Annotated in this window: 17 protein-coding genes; 8 read left to right on the top strand and 9 right to left on the bottom strand. The window is 72.8% G+C overall.

Features of this window, described 5'->3' with window-relative positions; all coding sequences use genetic code 11:
- Positions 1-137 precede the first annotated feature (137 nt).
- A complete protein-coding gene (locus tag ACIQI7_RS00085; RefSeq protein ID WP_401103294.1) occupies positions 138-1,361 on the bottom strand; it encodes an FAD-dependent monooxygenase in 1,224 nt (407 codons plus the stop codon).
- A 179-nt stretch (positions 1,362-1,540) separates the two neighbouring features.
- Here ACIQI7_RS00085 and ACIQI7_RS00080 point away from each other — a divergent pair, with 179 nt between their 5' ends.
- Positions 1,541-2,050, top strand: coding sequence for a MarR family winged helix-turn-helix transcriptional regulator (locus ACIQI7_RS00080; RefSeq protein WP_401103292.1), 510 nt, complete (start codon positions 1,541-1,543; stop codon positions 2,048-2,050).
- A 197-nt stretch (positions 2,051-2,247) separates the two neighbouring features.
- Positions 2,248-2,832: a hypothetical protein gene (locus tag ACIQI7_RS00075; RefSeq protein WP_401103290.1), complete on the top strand. Its 585-nt coding sequence runs from the start codon at positions 2,248-2,250 to the stop codon at positions 2,830-2,832.
- A gap of 67 nt (positions 2,833-2,899) precedes the next feature.
- Here the strand turns inward: ACIQI7_RS00075 and ACIQI7_RS00070 are convergent, their stop codons facing one another.
- The gene (locus ACIQI7_RS00070) at positions 2,900-4,207 is read right to left on the bottom strand and encodes a M64 family metallopeptidase (protein WP_401103288.1); all 1,308 of its coding nucleotides are present in this window, start codon (positions 4,205-4,207) and stop codon (positions 2,900-2,902) included.
- Positions 4,208-4,534: 327 nt separating this feature from the next.
- On the opposite strand from ACIQI7_RS00070, the gene ACIQI7_RS00065 reads away from it, so the two are divergent.
- Positions 4,535-5,374 (top strand): DUF4328 domain-containing protein, encoded by an 840-nt coding sequence (locus tag ACIQI7_RS00065; protein WP_401103286.1) that lies wholly within the window; start codon positions 4,535-4,537, stop codon positions 5,372-5,374.
- Between the two features lie 124 nt (positions 5,375-5,498).
- Here ACIQI7_RS00065 and ACIQI7_RS00060 read toward each other — a convergent pair whose 3' ends face one another.
- Both ACIQI7_RS00060 and ACIQI7_RS00055 read right to left on the bottom strand, forming a co-directional pair.
- The gene (locus tag ACIQI7_RS00060) at positions 5,499-6,263 is read right to left on the bottom strand and encodes a sporulation protein (protein ID WP_401103284.1); all 765 of its coding nucleotides are present in this window, start codon (positions 6,261-6,263) and stop codon (positions 5,499-5,501) included.
- A 107-nt stretch (positions 6,264-6,370) separates the two neighbouring features.
- Positions 6,371-7,822, bottom strand: coding sequence for an amidase (locus ACIQI7_RS00055; protein WP_401103282.1), 1,452 nt, complete (start codon positions 7,820-7,822; stop codon positions 6,371-6,373).
- A 542-nt stretch (positions 7,823-8,364) separates the two neighbouring features.
- On the opposite strand from ACIQI7_RS00055, the gene ACIQI7_RS00050 reads away from it, so the two are divergent.
- Complete coding sequence (locus ACIQI7_RS00050; protein ID WP_401103280.1) at positions 8,365-9,720, top strand: RICIN domain-containing protein; 1,356 nt, start codon at positions 8,365-8,367, stop codon at positions 9,718-9,720.
- Positions 9,721-9,858: 138 nt separating this feature from the next.
- On the opposite strand, the gene ACIQI7_RS00045 is transcribed toward ACIQI7_RS00050, so the two are convergent.
- Together ACIQI7_RS00045 and ACIQI7_RS00040 are read right to left on the bottom strand one after the other, a co-directional pair.
- On the bottom strand, positions 9,859-10,326 hold the full coding sequence (locus tag ACIQI7_RS00045) for a hypothetical protein (RefSeq protein ID WP_401103278.1): 468 nt from the start codon (positions 10,324-10,326) through the stop codon (positions 9,859-9,861).
- Positions 10,327-10,505: 179 nt separating this feature from the next.
- On the bottom strand, positions 10,506-10,886 hold the full coding sequence (locus ACIQI7_RS00040; RefSeq protein ID WP_401103276.1) for a hypothetical protein: 381 nt from the start codon (positions 10,884-10,886) through the stop codon (positions 10,506-10,508).
- A 320-nt stretch (positions 10,887-11,206) separates the two neighbouring features.
- On the opposite strand from ACIQI7_RS00040, the gene ACIQI7_RS00035 reads away from it, so the two are divergent.
- A complete protein-coding gene (locus tag ACIQI7_RS00035) occupies positions 11,207-12,289 on the top strand; it encodes a methyltransferase (protein WP_401103274.1) in 1,083 nt (360 codons plus the stop codon).
- A 112-nt stretch (positions 12,290-12,401) separates the two neighbouring features.
- Here ACIQI7_RS00035 and ACIQI7_RS00030 read toward each other — a convergent pair whose 3' ends face one another.
- Positions 12,402-14,933 carry a hypothetical protein gene (locus ACIQI7_RS00030; RefSeq protein WP_401103273.1) on the bottom strand — a complete coding sequence of 844 codons (2,532 nt, stop codon included), beginning with the start codon at positions 14,931-14,933 and terminating at the stop codon, positions 12,402-12,404.
- Positions 14,934-15,055: 122 nt separating this feature from the next.
- Between ACIQI7_RS00030 and ACIQI7_RS00025 the strand changes: the two genes are divergently transcribed.
- Positions 15,056-17,227: a HEAT repeat domain-containing protein gene (locus tag ACIQI7_RS00025; RefSeq protein WP_401103272.1), complete on the top strand. Its 2,172-nt coding sequence runs from the start codon at positions 15,056-15,058 to the stop codon at positions 17,225-17,227.
- A gap of 23 nt (positions 17,228-17,250) precedes the next feature.
- Here the strand turns inward: ACIQI7_RS00025 and ACIQI7_RS00020 are convergent, their stop codons facing one another.
- Positions 17,251-18,135 (bottom strand): IS5 family transposase, encoded by an 885-nt coding sequence (locus tag ACIQI7_RS00020; RefSeq protein WP_401104503.1) that lies wholly within the window; start codon positions 18,133-18,135, stop codon positions 17,251-17,253.
- Between the two features lie 268 nt (positions 18,136-18,403).
- Positions 18,404-19,204, bottom strand: a complete 801-nt coding sequence (locus ACIQI7_RS00015; RefSeq protein WP_401103270.1) for a maleylpyruvate isomerase family mycothiol-dependent enzyme — start codon at positions 19,202-19,204, stop codon at positions 18,404-18,406.
- A gap of 137 nt (positions 19,205-19,341) precedes the next feature.
- Between ACIQI7_RS00015 and ACIQI7_RS00010 the strand changes: the two genes are divergently transcribed.
- Positions 19,342-20,043, top strand: coding sequence for a transposase family protein (locus tag ACIQI7_RS00010; protein WP_401103268.1), 702 nt, complete (start codon positions 19,342-19,344; stop codon positions 20,041-20,043).
- Positions 20,044-20,084: 41 nt separating this feature from the next.
- A complete protein-coding gene (locus ACIQI7_RS00005; RefSeq protein ID WP_401103266.1) occupies positions 20,085-21,134 on the top strand; it encodes a hypothetical protein in 1,050 nt (349 codons plus the stop codon).
- Positions 21,135-21,454 lie beyond the last annotated feature (320 nt).

Genomic DNA, 21,454 nt, shown 5'->3' with positions numbered 1-21,454 from the left:
GGTCGCGAGCCCGCGAGCGGGGAGGCCGGCAGCTCGTCCCACCGGGGGAATCCGCCCGGGCGCCCCCAGGCTCTGGCGGTACCGTGCCAGGGCGGTCAGTGGCCCGGCGTCAGTGTCCCGGTGTCAGTGCCCCGGTGTCACCGTCCCGGGGCGTAGTCCGGCAGCAGCAGGTCCGAGTGCGCGGCCCGGCCCGCCTGCGCGCCCGCCGTCGCCAGCTCCTCGGCGACGGCCGCCGGGTCGCGCAACAGGGCGTTGCGGGCCTCCAGTTGTTCGCGGGTCGTCGGTGTCACCACCGTGCCGCCGCCGGTGGCCAGCGCCTGGTTGCGTTCCGCGAAGGGACGCATCCGGCGCTCGTAGGCCGCGAAGGCGGCGGTGTGGTCGGCGTGCGCGGCCAGCTCGCCGGCCAGGACGTACGCGCCGACCAGGGCGACGCTCGACCCCTGGCCGGACAGGAACGAGGTGGCGTGCGCGGCGTCGCCCGCGAGGACCACCCGCCCGCGCGACCAGCCCGGCAGCTGGATCTGGCTGACGATGTCGAAGAAGAGGTCGTCGGCGTCCCGCATCGCCGCCACCAGGCGCGGCAGGTGCCAGACCCGCTCCGGGAAGTGCGCGGCGACCAGCTCGCGCTGGGCCCGCGGATCGCGGAAGGCCTCGAAGGGCGGGACGTCGCGGGTGAAGGTGAGGAAGCCGTGCACCCGGTCGGCGGGCTCGTGCGCGTAGAGGACCGCGCCGCGCCCGACGTCGTTCCAGATCACGCCCTCGCGGGAGAGGCCGAACTCGTTCGGGAGGGTGAAGCCGGCGAAGACGTGCCCGAGGTAGCGGTGGTAGCGCTCTTCGGGGCCGAGCACCAGCCGACGGGTGTTCGAGTGCAGCCCGTCCGCGCCGACCACCAGGTCGAAGTCGCGGCGGACGCCGCTGTCGAACACTACGTGGACGGCGTCCCCGCCGTCGTCCAGCTCGGCGATCGAGTCGCCGAAGAGGAACTCGACCCGGTCGCCCAGCGCCTCCTGGAGGGCGTCGGCCAGATCGCCGCGCCGGACCTCCAGGTCGAGACCGGCTTCGCTGCCGGTCAGCTGCTCCGGGCGCAGCGAGCCGACGGTCCGTCCGGCGGGGTCGACGAAGGTGATCCGCCGGCTGTCGACGTGGGCGGCGCGCAGGCGCGGCAGCAGCCCCATGCGCTCCACGACCTCGCGGGCGGTGCCGCGGATGTCGACGGCGTAGCCGCCCCCGCGCACGGCGGCGGCCTTCTCGACCACGGTCACCTCGAAGCCGTACCGGTCGAGCCAGTACGCGAGCGCGGGGCCCGCGATGCTCGCCCCGGAGACCAGGACTCGACGGGCGGGGCGTGACACGGTGTTCATGGCCTCTCACTTTCCCGGCGGGTTCTCCCGCCGGCACGTCGGTGGGACACGGATACGCACCGGACGAGCAGAGATGCGTACCTCAGGTATCTTTATGGAAACCGCACGTCACCCTCGGGGGCGGCGGCCACCCCCACACCGTACAGATACCTAACTTAGGTATGCAAATGGAGGCACCCATGTCCGCCGAGTCCACCGAGGCCCGCGAACCGGGGGAGCCGCGCCCCGATCTGCTCGCCGCGCTGACCCGGATCTCCCGGCTCGGCGCCGCGATGACCCGGGGCCGCCTGGTCGAACGCGCGGCGGAGGCGGCGGGGCTGGGGCGTGACCGGCCCGCGGTGGGCGTGCTCGTCACCCTGCGCACCGCCGGAAAGCCCCTGCGGATCGGCGAGATCGCCGATCGCATGCAGGTCGTGGGCCCGCACATCACCCGCCAGGTCCAGGCCCTGGAGAAGCGCGACCTCGTCCGCCGCATCCCCGACCCGCACGACGCCCGCGCCCGCCTCATCGAACCCACCGAAGCCGGCGCCGAGGCCGCCAACCGTTATCTCGCCTTCCTGCTCGGCTGGTTCGGCGACACCCTCGCCGACTGGCCCGCCCAGGACCGCGACGACCTCATCCGCCTCCTCGCCCGCTTCACCGACGACGCGACGGCCCGGCTCGCCCTGCTCGACGGCGGCGAGGACTGACCCCTACGCCCTGGCGACGGCCGGGCCCTGCTTCCCGCGGTGAGGGTCGCGCCCCACTTCCTCGGCGACGGTCGTTCGTCCGCTGCCGCGGTCCTGGCCGTGAACCGCAAGCCGCTCAGTAGGGTGGGGCCGTGACGGGTTGTCGCGCCGGGGGTGGGGAGGCCGTTGTGCTGGTCGGGTCGCGGAGCGGATTCGGCTTGGAGTTCCACCCCGAACGGGACCCGGGGCTGCTGTGCGTCGACGTCTTCGTCGGCGGGCTCCATGTGAACGCGTGGGACAACGCGTTCTACCCGCCGCTGCTGGTCAAGAAGCTCAAGGACGAGCTCGGTCGCCTCCGCCCGACGACCGCGCCGCCGGTGGGGTTCACCTCGCCGTCCGAGTACTTCCTGATGGTCGAGAGCTGGATGTACGACGACGCCGGTACGGGGGCGGGAACAGGGGCCTCGGCGGAGGCCGAGGAGGCGTTCGCGCGGTGTGCGTTCCTGGAATGGGGGGAGTGCACCGACCAGGTGACGGCCTTCGCGTTCCCCGACGGCGACCGGGTGCACCTCGCCTGTCGGATGCGTGATGGCGACGGTGCCGCCCCGGGCGCCGGGTCCGGGGATGGGCCGACGGTGGTGTCGGTGAGCCGGACGGTGCTCGTGGAGACGCTGGAGCGCGGCCTCGCCCTCGCCGAACGGGAGTGGGCCGCCCGGCTCGCCGCCATGACGGGCCGCGGCGGCACGGACGACGGCGAGGACGGCGAGGACGGCGAGGACGGGGCCGGCGTGCGTTCTCCTTAGGTGTGTGCCGACGGCCGGGAGGCGGCTGAGGCCATCTCGCGGCCGAGGCCCGGGTCCGCTCCGCGCCCTACCGCGTCACCAGCCAGGACAGGCTCGCGGTCAGCCTCGTGCGCAGCGCCGGATCCGCGACGGCCGGGGTCGGGTCGGTGGCGACGGCGGTGAGCAGGTGCGGCCGGGAGCGCGGACCGGTCAGCTTGAGTTCGGCCAGGTCCAGCGCGGTGCGGTCGGCCAGCCGGGGCAGTTCCCGCCCGTCCAGGTACCAGCGCAGCCGGGTGCCGGCGACCGGCAGGTCGACGGTGAGGCGGTCCGTGGCGGTGAGCCGACTTCCCTGGGCGGTGGGGCTGGTGAGCGGCGTGGCGTGGCGGTAGAAGCCGGCGATCATCGCCTCCCGCCCGGGCAGGTTGAACTCGCGTCCGAGTGAGCGCATGATCGAGTTCTCGGTCGGCCGGTAGAGCCCGGTGGGGTAGTAGCCGCCGCCCTCGTAGGTGCCGACCGTGCCGCCGTCCGGCGAGGCCTGGCCCAGCCAGCGCGACCACTTGGCGCCCTGCCGGCGCATCCGGTCGGCGGTCAGGGTGCTGATGTTGGCCTCGGCGGGCTCGTCGCCGTGGTACGTGCCCTGGCCCTCGTACACGTACTCGTCGGCCAGCTTGCCCAGCGAGTGCCCGATCTCGTGCACCGCGATCTGCCCGGACTTCGCGTTGCCGCCGGCCACGGTGGCGATGCCCTCGTAACCGACCGGGGACTTGACGTCGTTGTAGCCGGCTCCGCCGTACTTCGCGGTGTTGGCCACCACGAGCACCAGGTCCGCCTGCGGGGCCTTCGCCGCGTACGACTCCACGGCCTTCTCGTCCACGCAGAGCAGCCGCTCCACGCCGTCGCACCAGAAGTACGAGCCCAGCGCGGTGTGCCGCACCGTCGCCTGGTCCGGATCCCCGGTCACCCCGGACTCGGGGGAGACGGCGGACACCGCCCAGACGTTGAACAGCCCCCGGTAGGCGGCGTAGGGCTCGACGGAGGTCAGCTCCTGCCACTTCTGGGTCGCGTCCGTGCGGAACTTCTCCTGCTCCTGCGCGGTGTACCCGTCGCCGACCACCACCACGTCCAGCTTGGTGGCCGGCTCGCCGTTGCGCACCAGCGCCGTCACCTCGCCGTCGCCCGGCACCGGCGCCACGCCCTGGGGGCGGTCGGCGAGGTACGGGGAGGCGGCCGGGGCCTGGGCGCGGGAGATGCCGCCGTCCTCGGCGAACACCTCCACCTGACGCGTCGTCGGCGCCCCGTCGGCGGGGCGGCCCCAGGCCGGCGCGGCCCCCAGCGCCGTCCCGGCGAGTACGGCGGCGAGCAGGGCGGTGGCGGTTCTGGCGGCGGTGCGGTGCACGGAGGGTCCTCCCGGTCGGCGGTCTGTGGCTTGCCCCCTTCCCATGTCGAGAACCTGACAATCATTGAGCGACGACCCGCCCGCCCGGCGTGCCGTACGGCCACCAGGCGCGACGCCGGGCACGACGCCGGCCGCGGGGTGGCTCGGCGCGGGGGCTCCTCGGGGTGATCTGTCGGCTATCTGCCGATACCGCCGCCGAGCTGGGAATTCTCGTTGGCAGTCCAGGTCGCGGATCCCCTGGAGTCGGCGCGCCCGTCCCGGTCGGGGTGGTGGTGCACCGGCGTGCGTGATCGAGCACGCGTGGCGATTCCAGGAGTTGAAGACCTGATGTTGTGTGTGGCATGCGGGGCGCGCCCGGCGGGGACGGACAGCGGCCGCTGCTTCGGCTGTGCGGAGGCGGCCCCCGGATGGGCGGCCGCGCTGCGCCCGGCGAACGGCCTGGCCGTGGCCGTCCACGTCCTGCTGGCGCTGAACGCCGCGGTGGCGGCTGTGGTCGTCGCCGTCGACCTGTGGTCCGACGTGCTCCTGGGCGAAGTGCTGGACGGTTCGGGCGACGCCGACCTCGACGATTTCGACGCCGTGGAATCCGTGGCGAACGCGGCGAACGGGGTGGCCCTCCCGCTGGCGCTGGCCACCGCCGTGGTGTTCATCGTCTGGTTCTACCGCATCCGCCGGAACGCCGAGCTGCTGCTGCCCAACGGCCACCGCCTCGGACGGGGTTGGACCATCGGGGCGTGGTTCACCCCGGTCGTCCTGCTCTGGTTCCCCTGGCAGCTGATGGCGGACTGCTGGCGGGCGAGCGCGCCGCTGGACGCGGAGGGTAGGCGGCGCACGACGTCGGAGACGGTGCTCGGCGTCTGGTGGTCCACCTGGCTCGGTGCACTGGTCGTCGGCCGGATCGCCGCCACCATGGTGCGGAGCGTGAACCCGTTGTTCCCCGACGACCTCGAGACCCTGCGCAACGCCGTCCGGGTGGAGGCCGCCGGGTCGGCGCTGCGGCTGGTGGCGGCGGCCGCCGCGATCATGGTGGTCCACCGGCTGACCACGATGCAGCACGCCCGCCGTGCCGACGTCAACCCGCTCGCGGCCAGGGCCGCCCAGGAGGCCCGGACCCAGGCCGCGGCAGCGGCCCGGGCAGTCCGGGGTGAGGGCCCCTCCGGCGGGTGAGGGCCCCTCCGGTGGGCTCGACCGCCGGGCTTGACCCCTGGCTCCAGCCCCTGGTTCGTCGAGAAGGCCGAGGCGTGAACACCCGGCGGCCCGCCGCCGGGTGTTCACGCCGGTGCGCGGTCGGTCAGTGGCCCAGCACGCCGCGGATCCAGCCGTCCACCGTGCCGGTGAGGTCGTGCTGCCCGGCCGCGTGGTCCAGCAGGAACGTGCGCACCGAGTCGCCGCTGTGGAACATGCCGCGCTTGTCGAACTCCAGCACCACCTCGACCCGGTGCGGGTCGGTGACGAAGGACAGCTCGATCTCGTTGCAGCGCCGGGCGAACTGCGGCGCCGCCTTGTACTCGATCTCCTGGTAGAACGGCAGTGTCTGGCCCGTGCCGTGGATCCGGCCGGCCTCGAGGTCGGCCCGGTGGAAGTGGAAGCCCAGCGCCGCCAGCGCCTCCAGCACCCGCTGCTGCACCGGCAGCGGCTGCACCGCGAGCGGGTCGTTGTCCCCGCGGTCCAGCTGGCCGGCGATGTCCACATCGGTGCGGACCCCGAGCGCCATGCCCGTCAGGTGGTGGCTCCCGATCGCGGTCAGCGGCGTCTCCCACGGCACCGGGAAGGCGAACGGGACGGCGACCTGCTGCCCGGCGGCCAGCCGCAGCGGGCCGCAGACGACCAGCTGGGCGAACTCCTTGACGGTGTGGCTCTCGCTGTCCTCGTACTCGACCTCGACCCGGGCGGTCAGGTGGAGCGTGATGCCGTTGATGTCGGCGTCGCGGTCTCCGCCGACCAGGTTGACCTGGCCGTGCACCGCGCCGCCGGGGTGGACGGTCGGGGTGGACAGCACTGTGTCGACGCTGGGTCCACCGACGCCCAGGGCGCCGAGAAGCCGCTTGAACACCATCCGGATTACTCCTCACAGGGTCGGGCACGCGAGCCCGCTGATCGTACTTTGCCTGCGCTTTGCCACCGATCGGCGGCCCCGGCTGCGAGGAAACCGGTGGTACGCCACTACCTCGGTGCCTGGAAGCCGCCGACCCTCTGCTCGAGCAGTTCGGCCAGCCGCAGCGGGGTGCGGTCCTCGAACATCGGACCGATGATCTGCACTCCCACCGGCAGGCCCTCGGGGGACCGGCCCGCTGGTACGGCGGTGGAGGGCAGGCCGGGCATGGTGGCCAGACCGGCCCAGACGAGCTGGTCGAAGTACGGGTACGCGACGCCGTCGATGTCGAGCCGGCGCTCCCTCGGATCGGGGTTGTGGTCGTGCGGGAACGCGGGAGTGGGCGTGATCGGGCACACCACGGCGTCGTACTCGGCGAACAGCTGCCGCCAGCCGTGGCGGTGCAGCTCGCGGCGGGTGTTCGCCTCGATCCAGTCACGGTGGCTGAGCACCATGCCGCGCAGCAGCCGCGCCTCGAGACTCTGGTCGTCCGCGCTCAGCGCGGCGGCGCCGGCCTGCACCTGCTCGTACGCCTCGACGGGAAAGCGTGCGACGGAGCCCGAGAACAGGAACTTCGTGTAGAGCAGCGCGGATTCGGTCAGATCGGGCAGCAGCGGACTGTCCCGGTCGACGCGGGCACCGCCGTCCACGAGCGCGTCGGCCACCCGGTTCACGGCCGCCCGCACGGCCGACCCGGTCGGAATGACCGGATGCTCCTCGAGGACCAGGACCCGGAAGTCGCCCAGCCGTTCGTGGCGCGCGGGCGGCAGCGTCAGGCGGTACGCCACACCGTGCGTCAGCGGGTCCGGTCCGGCCATGACGTCGAGCAGGAGCGTCAGGTCGCGAGCGCTGCGCGCCATCGGACCGACGACCGCCAGGTCGTGCTCGACCGGCAGGGCCGGCCCGGGCGGCGGGACCATGCCGCGGCTCGCCGCCAGCCCGAGCGTCGGCTTGTGGGCGTAGACGCCGCAGAAGTGCGCGGGGGTGCGCAACGAACCGGCGAGGTCGGAGCCGATGGACAGCGCGCCGAACCCGGACGCCAGGGCCGCCGCCGAACCGCCGGAGGACCCACCCGACGTACGGCGGTGGTCCCACGGGTTGTTGGTGGTGCCGTAGATCTCGTTGAAGCTCTGAATGTCCTGCAGCCCCACGGGCACGTTGGTCTTGCCGAGCACCACCGCGCCCGCCGCCTTGAGCCGCGACACCTGCACCGCGTCCTCGGCGGGCAGGTAGTCCCGGTGCGGCGGCATGCCCCAGGTCGTGGGCAGCCCGGCGACGTCGTAGGACTCCTTGACCGTCACCGGTATGCCGAGCAGCGGCCGGTCCTCACCGCGGGCGCGGGCCTGGTCGGCCCCACGCGCGGCGGCCCGGGCGCGGTCGAAGTCCGGCACACAGATCGCGTTGATCGTCTTGTCGTCCCGCTCGATCCGGGCGATCGCCTCGTCGGTCAGTTCCACCGACGTCACCTCACCAGCACGCAAAGCCGCCGCGAGTCGTTCGGCGGTCTGAAAGCTCCACTCCATGCGTCGGACCGTACCGGCCTGCGCCGAAGGGCACGAAATGCCGCTTGGAACAACAGGACTGGTGCCTCAATACTCCTCCTTTCCCGCCGGTCCCAAACGCTCGTTGGCCTGCAGGGGTGAGCCGGGGAGCATGTCCTCACTCCCGTTACGCTTCCGCGCGCTCTGTCACGCGCCCTGACAGGAGGCGATCTTGCCGTCGATCATTGGGAACCGCCCAGTCCGGTTGATGGCGAACACCTCTGGGGCGTCCCGGTGTTCGGGCGCGCCCTCGAAGCGCCGCCGTCTCCCGCGCCAGGGCACGCAGCGCTTTCAACTGGACACCACCGGGAGGAACCATCTTCAGCATCCGACTGCGGCTGTCGTTCCGGGCGGTCGCCCTGGCCGCGGCCCTGTTCGCCGCTCTGGTCGCTGTCCCGCTCACGGCGACCGCCGCGCGGGCAGCGACCCCGATCTGCATCAGCGGCACGCTCCAGTACGACTACCAGTCCGCCGAGGACGGAACGGCCAAGCCCACCCACACCAAGCCGCTCCGCAACGCCATCGTGGAGCTGTGGGGCGCCGAGAAGAGCACCGACTCGCCGCACGCACTCAACGTCGTCGGACTCACCGGCTCCACCGACGGCAGCTACAACCTCTGCTACACGCCCACCACGACCACCTCGCTGAGCACGGTCTGGGTGAAGGTCTGGGCCGCCAACGGCACCAACGTGTGGCGGGTCATCGACGTGAACTACGAGTACTACGTCTGGCAGCTGCCGGCCCTGTCGAACGTCACCGGCAACAGGAACATCGGCACGGCCAAGCCCCCGGCGTCCACGGCCCGCGCCTGGCACACCTTCGACACCCTCAACATCCTGTGGTCGAACCGCAACAACCCCCAGAGCGGCTGCTGGTCCTCCCACGAGACCGACAACAGCACCTGCACCCCGCTCACGGTCAGGTGGCGCGACTCCACCACTGGCGGATCCTGGTACAGCGACTACGACAACACCGTCTACCTCATCGGCCCGGACGCCGACTCCGAGCACTACATCCTGCACGAGGCCAGCCACTTCCTCATGCACCGCATGTTCAACGGACCGTGGCCGTCCAGCCTCACCTGTCAGAGCCACTACATCCCGTACGTGAGCACCGAGGGCTGCGCGTGGTCGGAGGGCTTCGCCAACGCCTCCGCCGCCTACCTGCTCGGCGACTCCCGCTTCGTCTTCAGCGACGGAGGCAGCATCAACTTCACCTACGGCGACGGATGGGGCGTCGGCGACCAGGTCGAGGGCAACGTCGCCGGCTCCCTCCTCGACCTCTGGCGCACCGTCGACACCAACTGGAACGGGAGCATCGCCGCGATCACCGCGCAGAAGCCCACGACCTTCTCCGCCTACTTCAGTACCACGCGCCCGGCGGCGAACCCGCCTCTGGCCACCGGCAGCACGGCGCTCGGCAAGCTGAACCCGCACACCATCGACTACGGCCCCTCCGTCGTCGGCGACGGCAAGTACCACAGCCTCACCGACGGCGGCGGACTGGCGCTGGAACGCATGGGCGGATGCACCAACGTCACCAGCGCGAACGTCGACATCAACACCTCCGACACCACCCGAAGCTGGCAGCGCTGGAAGGTCGACGCGAACGCCGACGGCACCGTGCGGATCACCGACGGCTGTGCCCAGCCGTTCACCCTCACCGCTCCCACCGCCGCGGGCGGCACGGTCACCGTCAAGGCCTACGACCCCGCCAACGGCTACCAGAAGTGGAAGGTCACCAAGAGCAACGGAACGCTGAAGATCACCAACGCCCAGACCGGTCTGGCTCTCGACCGGACGAGCGCCACCCCGGGCTTCCCCGCGACCGTCAACTCGTCCAGCAGCTCGAACTCCCAGTCCTGGGCGCCCCTCAACTGAGCGCCGCCGCCGTCTCCGCCGGTCCCCGAGCCCGGGCCGGCAGGGACGGCGCCGCATGTCGGTGCAGCGGACTCCCCCGGGACCTGATCTTCAAAATCCCCACCTGCCGGGCAGACTAGGGGAGTTCGAAGACAGGCCTCAGCAGCGCAGCCCGGTGCCGCCGCCGTTGGCGCGACTCAGAACCTCGTCGTCGCCGTTCCGGTAGAAGAAGAAGCCGTACACATCGATGCACGTGCTGCCCGGGGCGTAGACGTACACCGGCCCCGCGTACTTGGTGTAGTACTGCAGTTCGCCGTCCTGCTGCGCCCAGCCGGATTGACTGGTGGTCTTGATGGAGACGGTGATCTTCGAGAAGTCCTTCGCCTGCGTGTCGTCGCCCCGGGCGATGGCGCAGTTCTTGCCGGTACTGCTGCTGTAGTAGGTGTCGATCCAACCCACGCGGCGGCCGTTGTGGTCGTCGACGATCGGGTACTGCTTCAGTGAGCCGTACGAGCTGCCGCAGAGGTTCACCTGAGGGTAGGCGTCGGCCTGGCCGGCGGTGCCGACCACGAGGCCTGCCAGCGCTGCGGAGACCGTCAGCGCTGAGATGATTCGCTTGCTTTGCACGGGAGTTCAGACCCTTCGCCGTAGGGCTTCCCGCCGCCAGGCAGGCGGGGGTTCCAGCAGTAGCACCGGGTGTGCGACGCGGGCGGCCGGGGCCGGGGCCGCAGGAGAGCCTGCTCGCCCGGGTGGGGGCGGAATGGAACCGTCGGCCTGCTTCCTGCCCCTGCCCCCTGTCGCCCGGCTCAGGCGGTGTAGCTCGCCTGCTCCAACGAGGCGTACGCGGACCGGAACTTGTAGCCGGCGCTCTCCCCGTCCCCCCAGGACAGTTCGTCCTGTCCACGGCGCAGGCTGTTCATGGCGTCCTCGACGTCCACGATGACCGGGGACGCGGCACAGCTCCCGGTGGTGAGGTAGCTCATGGCGTAACCGGAGAGGTCCCAGGCGCCGTTCAGGTTCCCGTGGTTGGTGACGGAGATCGCCTGGCCGGTGTAGTCCATCGCCGTGACGATGTCCTCCCAGCACCTCGACTTTGCGCTGGCGGCGGGCGCGGCCGCCACGACGGCGCCGGCGCCCAGCGCGAGGACTGCGGTCACGGTGGCGAGGCGGGTGCGTAGACGAATCACGGACGGATTCCCTTCCGAAGCGGCGGGTACTGCCGGTGAACCGGGCGGCCCGGCCGGGCCCGCTCGCGCCGGTGGCGCGAGGTGCCTCCTGATAGCGGCGAGATCCTCGTCCGAGGACCCGGTGGACCTCCCACTGTGGAGGAACACGGGATTGTCCGGCCGCGAGGAGCAGTCGCGGCCCAGGTGAGCAGCGGACAACCCGGATTGTCCACGGACACGGCGCCAGGGAGGGAACGGGGCAGCGGGTGGAACCAGGCTTCGCGGTGGCCGTGTCCGGGCACGGTCCCAAGCGCAACCACGGATTCGAGAAGGGAATCGGAATGCGCCAGGACAAGAACGAGGCCGACGGCAACGGCGCCACCGGTGCTGACGAGGCGTCCGCCGACAGCGCCCAGGAAGCCCGGCTCCGTCGTTCCAGCGCCTTCCTCGTCGACGAGGCCCTCGGCTTCCTCTACCCCGCGGCCCTGCGCGCCGCCGCCGACGTGGGCGTGGCCGACCACCTCGGGAACGGCCCCGCCACGCCGGCCGAACTCGCCGCCGCGACCGGCACCCACGCCCAGAGCCTCCACCGGGTGCTGCGCCTGCTCGCCACCAGGGGCGTGGTCGCGGAGGACGAGGACGGGCGGTTCACGCTGACCGATGCCGGACAGGCCCTGCGCAGCGACGTCCCGTACTCCGCGCGCACGGCCGTCCAGATGCTCACCGACCGCACCATGTGGCGCCCGGCGGGCGAACTGTCCCGCTGCCTCACCGACGGGACCACGGCGTTCGACGCCATCTTCGGGATGCCGTTCTTCGAGCACTTCGCCCAGGACGAGCGGACCGCCGCCGTCTTCCACGTCGGCATGGCGGCGATGTCCGACCCGGAGAACGCGCCGATCGCGGCCGTGTGCGAACTCCCCGGGACGGGAACGGTCGTGGACGTCGGCGGCGGTCACGGCGGCCTCCTGGCGGAGGTCCTGCGCCGCAACCCCGGGCTGGAGGGCGTCCTGTACGACCGCGCCCACGTCCTGGCGGGCCACCGCCTGGACGCGGACAAGGAGATCTCGGGGCGCTGGTCCCTGGCGGAGGGCGACTTCTTCACCGCCGTCCCGCCCGGCGACGCGTACCTGCTCAAGCGGATCACCCACGACTGGGACGACGACGCGTGCGCGACGGTCCTGGGCCACTGCCGCCGCGCCCTGCGCCCCGGCGGGCGGGTCCTGGTACTGGACGCCGTCGTCCCCCGGGGCAACGGCCCCCACCAGTCCAAGGCCCTGGACCTGATGATGATGGCCTCCCTCACCGGCCGCGAACGCACGGAGGCGGACTTCGCGCAGCTCTTCTCCGCAGCCGGCCTGCGCCTGGCCCGCATCCTCCCCACGCCGACGGTCCTGTCGGTGGTCGAGGCGGTCGCGGCCTGAGCCGTGCCGCCACCTGCCCGCCTCCGCCTCCACCCCTGCCACCGCCGGCCTGCGGACGGCGGCGGCAGGGGTGGAGGACAGGTCGCCGCCTCACCGACGAAGGCTCCAGGCCTCAGGCGTCGCGGCGCCAGCGGTCGCCGGCGAACCGGGTCAGCGCGACCTCCAGGTCGAGCGGCACCACCTCGGTCGGGCCCAGCTCCCACACCCGGATCCAGCCGTCCGAGGTGGTGCGGGAGCGCGGCGGCTCCCGTCCGGGCATCGGCTTCATCACGAGGTAGTACGAGCTGATCAGTACGAGGGAGCCGGTGTCCCTGTTCCGGTGGGACCGGATCCTGAGCACCCGTACCTCCGCCACGTCGTCCCAGCGCAGCCGCAGCCTGCGGCCACCGTCGAGCTCCACGCCCTCGTCGTCGATCCGCAGTCGCGTCGCGACCGCACGCAGGGCCAGCGCCCCGAGGACGAGGACGCAGACCACGCCGAGCAGTACCGGCCAGTGGCGTACGAGCAGCAGCCAGGTCCGGTACCAGTCGCCCCGGAAACCCGATCCCGAGGACATCGGGGAGACGACCAGGAGGAACACGACGACCGGTACCAGCAGATCGAACGCCAGCGCCCGCAGGGCCCCGAGACTCCGCACGCTGCTCCTGAGCACCACCTCGCGCGGCCCCGCCCCCTCCTCGGGCGCCCCGCCCGGTGCCCCGCCGGTGAGCCGCGACCGCAGCTCGGCGTGCCGGAACTGGTAGACCCCGCCGACCCGCCGCAGCACGCCCGACCGGCGGCCGTCCTCCAGGAAGCCCAGCACGTCCCGTGGCAGACGTCGCCTCCCCGCCAGGACGAGGCGCGTGGCGGTCCAGCGGCCCCACCGGCTGAGGGCGATCAGCACCGCGGCCGAGCACGACCAGCTGACGACGAGGGCGCCGCCGACGAGCAGCGGATCGCCGTCGAGCCAGTGGAAGAACGCCAGTGAGGTGCCCGCGACGGCGGGGGCGACCAGGGCGGCCTCGTCCAGGGCGATCCTGCGCTCGTCGTGCAGCAACTGCCTCGGCCTGGCGGCCATGTCGAACTCGGTCGAGCGGGTCAGGAGGACGCCGGAGAGGACGGGGAGGAGGAAGACGCACAGGGTCGCCGAAGTGGTACCGGGCAGGGCCGCGCCGACGGCCGTCGTGGCGGCGGCCGACGCGGCCAGCAAGAGCCGTCCGCCGGGTCCGGTGGCCGGTCGTCGTGGGCGGTTGTCGAAGCCGCTGAACAGGTGCCGGGTGAAGACCCGTCCGAGCGCCGTGGCGATGACGGCCATCGCGGTGACGGCCCCGAGCGCCTGGCCCACCTCCGGGATCCCGATCCCGGGCCGCGGGGGAGCGGCGCCGAGGAGGGCGGCCAGTCCCGCGATCGCGTAGCCGGCCGCGGTGCCGCAGGCGGCCACCACGACGAGGACGACGGAGCCCCAGACGCCCGGCTCGGTCAGCAGGCTCCGCAGCTGCCACCAGGCGATGTCGTGGGTGCGTCGGCGGTGCAGGTCGTCGGCCAGGAAGCGGAAGTACGCGGGCGCGCGGTCGGCCCTCCAGCGGTGTACCGGCCCGGGAAGGTAGGACGGTCGCGGCCCCTGTGCGCAGACGGCCGGGATCAGCCCGTCCAGGAGGTGGCCCTCGATGTCCGCCCGCGCGGGCAGCCGCGTCGCATCGAGCAGCTCCCGGGGATCGGAGTCCTTCGGCGCGTACACCGTCGCCGCGAGCCAGAGCATCAGCGGCGAGGACAGGGCGGTGGCGACCGGACCCTCGGGGTCGCTCTCCATCGCGTCGAAGAGCGCCTGCCAGGCGCCGAGGCGCTCCCGGTGGCACATCTGGGCGAGGTAGGCCCGGCCGGCCTGCGGCGGGACGGGGAGGGCGCGCAGAACGGGCACACCGCGCAGCACCGGTGAGACGTCCACGGCGTGCTGGTACGCCTCCGGGCGGGACGTCAGGACCAGGGGGTCCGTCGTGCCGAGCGCGCGCTTCAGTGCCTCGACCGCGTTGCCACGGGCCGGCGGCAGCAACTCGTCGAAGCCGTCGAGCACGGGAACGATCCGACGGCCTCGGACCAGGGCCTCGACGGTGGGCCGGTCGAGGCCCGCCACGAGCTGCCCGTAGTCCTCGCCGATACGCCTGACGACCCAGTCCTGGATGCTGGTCCCCGGCTCCCAGTCCGACATCGACAGGATGACCGGGACGCTGTCCCGTGAGCCGGGGACCGCGGCTCTGGCTTCCAGCAGCTCGACCACGATCAGCACGACCAGGGAGGACTTCCCCGCCCCGCCCGGTCCGGTCACCACCAACTGGTGCGGTGTGAGCGCCCGCAGGCGTGCGACCACGTCCTCGAACGCGAGCTGTTCGGGCAGCGCCGGGGTCGGGTCGCTCCCATGGGCCGGCTCCAGCTCCCACGGGACCGCCATCGGCACCCGCTCCCGCAGCCCGCGGACGTTGGCCTCGTCACGCCACTGCTCCAGGACCTCGCGGGCCAGCCCGTCCAGGGCGGCTTCCCCGGCGTCGATGGGGAGCGGCTCTCCGCCTCGGGGAGCGGGGGCGGAGCCGAAGTAGACGGCGCCGATGCTCCCCGCCTGGACCGCGTTCCCGGGCGATCCCTTGATGTTGTTGTGCACCTCTCCGATCACGCCGACATGCTGTCAGACGGCGCATGCGCGCGACGGGTGGCGTGCGGAACCGCCGACCCGACCCGCTGTGCGCCGGCGGCGGTGTCCCGGCAGTGTCAGTGCCACGTGCCACTGTGCGATCCATGATCGACAGACTTGAGGGCCTCGACCGCGTCGACTGGTCGTCCATGGGGCACGCCTACGGCCCGGCGGACGAAGTCCCGCTGTGGCTGGAGCAGATGGCCTCGCCGGACGCCGACGTCCGGGAGCGGGCGTTCAGCAGCTTCTACAGCTCGGTCCACCACCAGGGCGACGTCTACTCGTGCACGGCAGCGAGCGTGCCGTTCCTCTTCGCGCTCGCCGGCGACCCCCAGGCGCCCGACCGCGCAGCTGTCCTGCGGCTCGTGCTCAGCATCGGACGCGCGGCGCTGGACTGCGACCCCGACGGCGTCTACTACGGTCCGTCCGGTCACGCGTCGACGCCCTACGCGGATGTCGTGCCTCAACTGCGTGATCGCATCGAGGACTTCGTCCGGCACGCGGCGGACCCGGACCCGCGGGTGCGGCAGGCCGCCGTCCCGGCGCTGGGGCTGTTCCTCGACGACGCCGACCGGGCGTTCGCCCTGCTGCGCGAGCGGCTGGCGGCCGAGAGCGGCACCGTGGAGCGGCTCCTGGTCATCGAGACGGCCGCGACGCTGGCCCGCCGACTGCCGGCCGCGCTCGGCCCGGTCACGACCTGGCTCACCTCCCTGACGGCCGCCCCCGCGCTGGACGCCGACATCCGGCTCGCCGCCCTCGTCCACCGGGCCGCCTGCACGCCGGAGGCGATCGACGACAGCCTCGTCCCGACGGTGACGGGTCTGCTCCGGCAGCTCACCCCCGAACCGGCACCCGAGGACGAGGACGAGGACGAGGACGAGGACGAGCCCGGGCCCGAGGACGGGGACCAGGACGAGGCCCGACCGGCGGACTGCGGGCAGGGCGCCTGCGCGGACATCGCCACCGAACCGGCACCGGACCCCGGAGTCCCGCCGCAGATAGCCGCCGTCTTCGCCGACCTCGACCGCCACGGCCGCGTCCACGCCCCCACCACCGAACTGCTGACCACCCTCCACCGGACACTGGACGCCCGGGTGCCTGAGCGCACCGCCCTGCTCACCGCCCAACTCCGCAGCCCCGACGCGGCCGTCCGCTACGACGCCATCGCCATGACCTGGGACCTGATCCGCTCCTGGCGCGGCGACCACACCGGCCTCGTCCTCCTGCTCGCCGACTGCCTGCCCCCCGACGACCCGTACACCGCCGCCGAAGCCGCCGAAATCCTCGGCAAGCTCCCCGCCGCCCTCGCCGAACCCGCGCGCGAAGCCCTCGCCGCCCTCGTCGTAGCACACCGCGCCACCCACGGCCCGGACGTCTGGGCCGCACACCACCCGCTGCTGCGCCGGGCCCACCAGCAGGCGGTCACGGCGCTGGCCGGCCTGGGCGACGAGCGGGCCCTGCCCAGCCTGCTGACGGCGCTCGACACCGGCACCGACGACTGGCGCGCCCTGCAGGTCGTCGGCCACCTCCCGCAGGCCGCCGGGGACCTGGTGCCGAGGGTGGCCCGGCGCCTGGCCGACGCGGACTTCTCCTGGCCCTGGGGGTCCGCCACCGCGCTGATGGCCGCCCTCGACGGGCTCGGCGACCCGGCGGCCGTACCCGCGCTCACCACGGCCCTGGCCACCGCCGTCGAGCGGGAGCAGTGGCAGACCGCCGGCGCGGCTGTTCGGGCGCTCGGCTCCATCGGCACCGGCGCCAGGCCGGCGCTGGAGACGGTCCGGCCGCTCGCCGAAGCCGAGGACCCGGACCTGCGCTTCGCAGCCGTGAAGGCGTTGTGGGACATCGAGCGCGACCCCACCGATGCCGTGCCGCGGCTGATCGCCCTGCTCGACACCGGCAAGGACCGCGACGCCGCCGACGCCCTCGGCCGGATCGGGGGACCGGCGGCCCCGGCACTGCCCCGGCTGCGGCAGCTGTCCGAAGCCGGCCACGTCCGGACCCGGGTGCACGCCGCCGCCGCGATCCACGACATCGGCGGCCCGCCCGAGGCCGCGGCCGTCCTGGCCGTGCTGCTGGAGGCCTGGGAGGAGAACGACTCGACCGCAGGCCCGGTCCTGGACTGCCTGCAGCGGATGGGCCCCGCCGCCGCACCCGTCCTGCCACGGATCCACGCCGAACTCGCCCTCGCCCGCCGAAGCGGCGGCTTCTTCGGGAGCGTCGAGCACGACGAGGCACTGCAGCGCGCCGGCCGGGCCGTCATCGACCGGACAGCCTGAGAAAGTGTTGGGTAATCGGGTGGTCACTCGCTTTTGAGGTCGTCGGCGAGGCGGCGGGCTGCTTCGGTCTCGATGGGGCCGTGGGGTTCGATCGTCTCGCCGGCGAGGCGGGCGGCCATGAGTCGGATCATGGCGACCTTGATCATCGCTTCGGCGTGCGCGGTCTTGCGCTCGTAATCGCGTGCCAACCGTCTGCACCGTCCCAGCCAGGAGAATGTCCGCTCGACCACCCACCTTCGGGGCAGTACCTGGAAGCCTTTCACATCGGCGTTGCGCGGCACCGCGACGATCTCCAGGTTCTCGTGCCCGGCCGCCCAGGCGATGAGTCCGGCGTCGATCGCGTTGACACAGCCGCCGTCGACCCAGACCAGCCCGACCTGCGGGAACAGCTCGCGGATCCCGGCGAGGACCAGCTTGGCGCCCGCCCGTTCCTGGACGGACGCGGAGTGCACGACCACCCGCAGCACGAGCCCGCAGGTGTCCACGAGCAGGTGTCGCTTGCGGCCCCGCACACGCTTGCCCGCGTCGTAGCCGATCGCCTCGCCGCCCTGGTGGCTGCGGGCGGACTGCGAGTCCAGGACCGCGGCCGAGGGCTGCGGGTCCCTCCCGTCCGTCACCCGCACCCGCTCGCGCAGCGCGTCGTGGACCCGGTTCCAGGTACCGTCGGCCGTCCAGGCGCGAAACCAGCGGTAGGCCGCGTCCCACGGGGCGAGGTCGTGCGGCACCAGCCGCCACGCGCAGCCGGTGACCAGCACATACATGACGGTATCCACGACGAGTCGACGCGGGAACTTCAACGGTCGGCCGGCGCGGCGCGGATCCCGCTCCGGCAGGAGTGGCTCGATCACCGCCCACTGAGCATCCGTCAACGACGACTCGTAGGGCGGCTTACAGGAGCACAGACACATGGTTGTGATCTTCGCGGTCGCCTCGATCGCGAAGATCACCACCGACGCATTACAGCCCGCAGTTGATCAATTACGCAACACTTTCTGAGGCCGGCACCGCAACCACCGTGACGGGGTCGGGGGACGGCTTCGTGGGCCGGGAGCGCGGCCCCGGACCGGGGCCGGCCTCGACGCGGAACCGTCTGAGCCCGGGGCCGCACCTGACGAACCACGCGAGGAGCCGCTTCCCACCCGGGTCGAGGCGCGGCCGGCCGCCCCCGCCACGTCCTTACTTCTCCTCCGGCTCCCAGGCACGGAGCAGGTCGAGCAGCCCTGCGTCCCCGTCGACGTGCAAGGACTCGGCCTGGATCCGGTCGTACAGGTAGAGGACCAGCTCACTGGCCGTGCCGTGGACGGCGGCGCCGGCCGCGTCCGAGTCCTCGCCGGCCGCGGCGGCGGGCGTGGGGACACGGGTGACGCGTGCACCGTCGCCGTCGACGGTGAGGCGCCAGGAGCGGCCCTCGGCGGCGTGGAAGTCGAAGGCCGTCGGCTTGTGCGGCCAGGCACTCGGCGTCGCGCAGACGGTGAACAGGAACTCCTCCACACCGTCGAGTGCCGGCTCGACCGGCAGCGGCTGCGGGGCGCCCCCGGCGAGCTGGGCGTCGTAGGTGTGCACCGCGGTCTCCTGGACCCGGTGCCGGGCGACTCCGCCGGCGGTCCGCGGTGACTGCGACGCGGGCCACCACGTCCAGCAACCGCTCTCCGGTCCCGCCGCGCGCAGGGCGTCCAGCAGGAGCTGCGTCGACGCGTCCAGCCAGGCCAGCAGGGCCTCACGCTCCCGCGGCAGCTCCAGCGCGGCGCGCGCGGCGGCGGCCTCGGCCGGGGGAGCGTCGGCCGGCCCCGCCCCGACGATGGCGGCCCAGAACCGGTCTCCCCCACCCAGGTGCTTCACCAGATCGAACAGCGTCCACCCGGGGCAGCTCGGCACCTCCGCGTCGAGACCGGGCGCGGCGGCGACCACGGCGCGGAAGGCGGTCGACCGCTCATCGATCAGTCGCAGCAGGTCGGGGAACTCAAGATTCTTTTCCACGCCGGATGTCTATCACCGCGCTCCGGTGGCCGGACAGCGATTTTTCCCGCTAGCCTGTCGCCACCGGCCGGCCCTCGCGGACGTGGTCCTCGGCCCCACCGCTCGGGCGGCTTGCCGCGCACTGCCTCGAGGAGCCGGTGGTGGCGTCATGCCCGGGCGTCGTGCGTGCGGGGGGCGCTGCCGTCGCCGCACGGCCCGGGCACCTCGGTGACGTGGCGTCATCCGGGGCGCGTGGCCGCGCTGCCGTTCGAGGTGATGGACGCGGAGGCCACGACGGCGGGGAGGACGGGGTGTCGTCGGGAGTTGATGCCATCCCAGGAGAACCGGCCGGCCGGATCCGGCCGGCCCGTCGCCGGCAGGGACGGGAGTTCGGCCGGGAACTGGCCGCGTGCGGCCCGCCGACCCGCTGCCCCGGCTGCGGAAGCCCGGAGAGGCGGAGACGCTCCCCATACTGGCGCACTCTGGCCGAACTCCCGTTTATCGGACGGAAGTTGTTGCTACGGCTGCGGACGCGACGCTCCTGCTGTCAGGCTGTGGCCAGCCATCGAACTCAGTCAGCCGTCCAGGCGGCACTGGCTCCCTGGTGCTGGCGGCCGTCGGTGCTCCGGGTGACTGTCTCCCCGGGCGGGCGCACCCGCCGACCCAGCCGGCTCGGACGGCGAGCTGCAGCACCAGCGGACGCAGTGCCCGCCGCCCCATGGAGCGCGGCGAGGAGACTCTACGCATGCCGTCGGCCTGGGATTTCACGGAGCTCCGGTCAGAGCCGTTTTCGCAGAGCGTTATCAGCATCCCCAGGAAACCATGGAGCCGTCCGAAATTCGATGGACCCTCTGCCGTGAGCGAGGCACAATCCCCGGGAACCGCAGCGAGGGGAGCTTGTTTGGACGTGTTCGCGTGTGCCCGGTGCGGCACCGAGTTGACGGCACCGGTGTCCCGGGTCGCGCTCCCTGTCCACACCCACTACGGGGCCTGGGAGGAGCTTCATCCTCCGCTGATGGAGCCGTCGACGTACGCAGTCGAACCACGGCCCACGGGACCGCCATGGCGGTTGTGGGAGGAAGTCGGAGGGGAAGCCGCCGCTCAGCAGGGTGTGTACGCGCCGGTGTATTCCGTCTCCTTCGGCACGCGGGGCAAGATCGTCATCGCGCCCGGTGACTCCCGGTCGATGACTCTGATCCTGGAGAAGTGTGAGGGCTACTGCCGGGGCGTGGACGGCCGGGCCGGGCCAAATCTGGCCTGTGCAGGATGTGGGCGGGCCGTGGCGACCCGGATCGACGACTGCGGCTCGTGGCAGACGGTGTGGCTGGAGCCCGACGCGGTCGTCCGCCACCCGTCGGGGCTCCCGGCTGACCCGCTACCCGGCTGGGCTGACCTGGAGCGTGCCGAACACCGCGTCCCGCCCGTCGAACCCGACGGATCGTGGAGCCGCCGCTGGGAGGCCGCGGTCGGCGTCGCGCTGGCCCACCCTGTCACGGCCACCGAGAACCACCCGGTGACGCTCCCCGCCGGCCCCGTCACCGAACTGCTCGGCCACGCCGTGGCCTGCTACCTCCTGCCCGGTCCCGACTCCCGGTCGGTTGCGTTGGCCGGCCCGGGCCTCCCCGAGTCCCGGCCGTGCCCCGACGTCCTCCTCGTCCCCCGTCACCCCGGCACGGGCGAGCCGTGGTGCCCACCCGACCGCAAGGCGACGGTGGTGCCACTGGACAGTGGAGTCTGGGCGTACCTCGCCAGTCCCGCGGAGGAACCCTCGCCGACGCCTGTCACGGGAGCGCTCCCGAAGGGTGTCCTGCGCGACGACTACCCATTGCCGCCACGCCCCTGGTACCCCCTGAAACCTCATCACGGCGCCTTCAGGGACACTCTGGTCCAGCTGCCCGGGATCCGTGGCCCCAGGCTGCGCAGGCATTACGACGCCGCGTACCGATCATGAGCGCCCGATGGGTGCCGGGGGCCACTCCGAACCGTCCAGCCGTCCGTGACGGTCCTTCCCCGGGTTGCGGGTGCGCGCCTGGTGTTCGAGTCAAGGAGTTGTCGTCGACCGGCCGTCGGCCTGCGGCAGGAGTTGAACCACGCTGATCCAGGGGGAGTCGGCGCCGGTCTTCTGGAACGCGCGGATTCTCCAGCGTCCTGCGGGCAGGGAGATGGGGGCCTGTTCCGGCGCGTCGTCGACGCCTGCGGTTGACGCCCGTCATCCCGTCAAGAGGAGAACACCATGAGCCGGCACCACGCCGCCCACCCCGAGGCGCCCGG

Source organism: Kitasatospora sp. NPDC092039, from assembly GCF_044756065.1.
Classification (GTDB): Bacteria; Actinomycetota; Actinomycetes; order Streptomycetales; family Streptomycetaceae; genus Kitasatospora.
The sequence above is the reverse complement of the archived record's forward strand: the minus strand, read 5'-3'. Positions and strand labels throughout refer to the sequence as shown.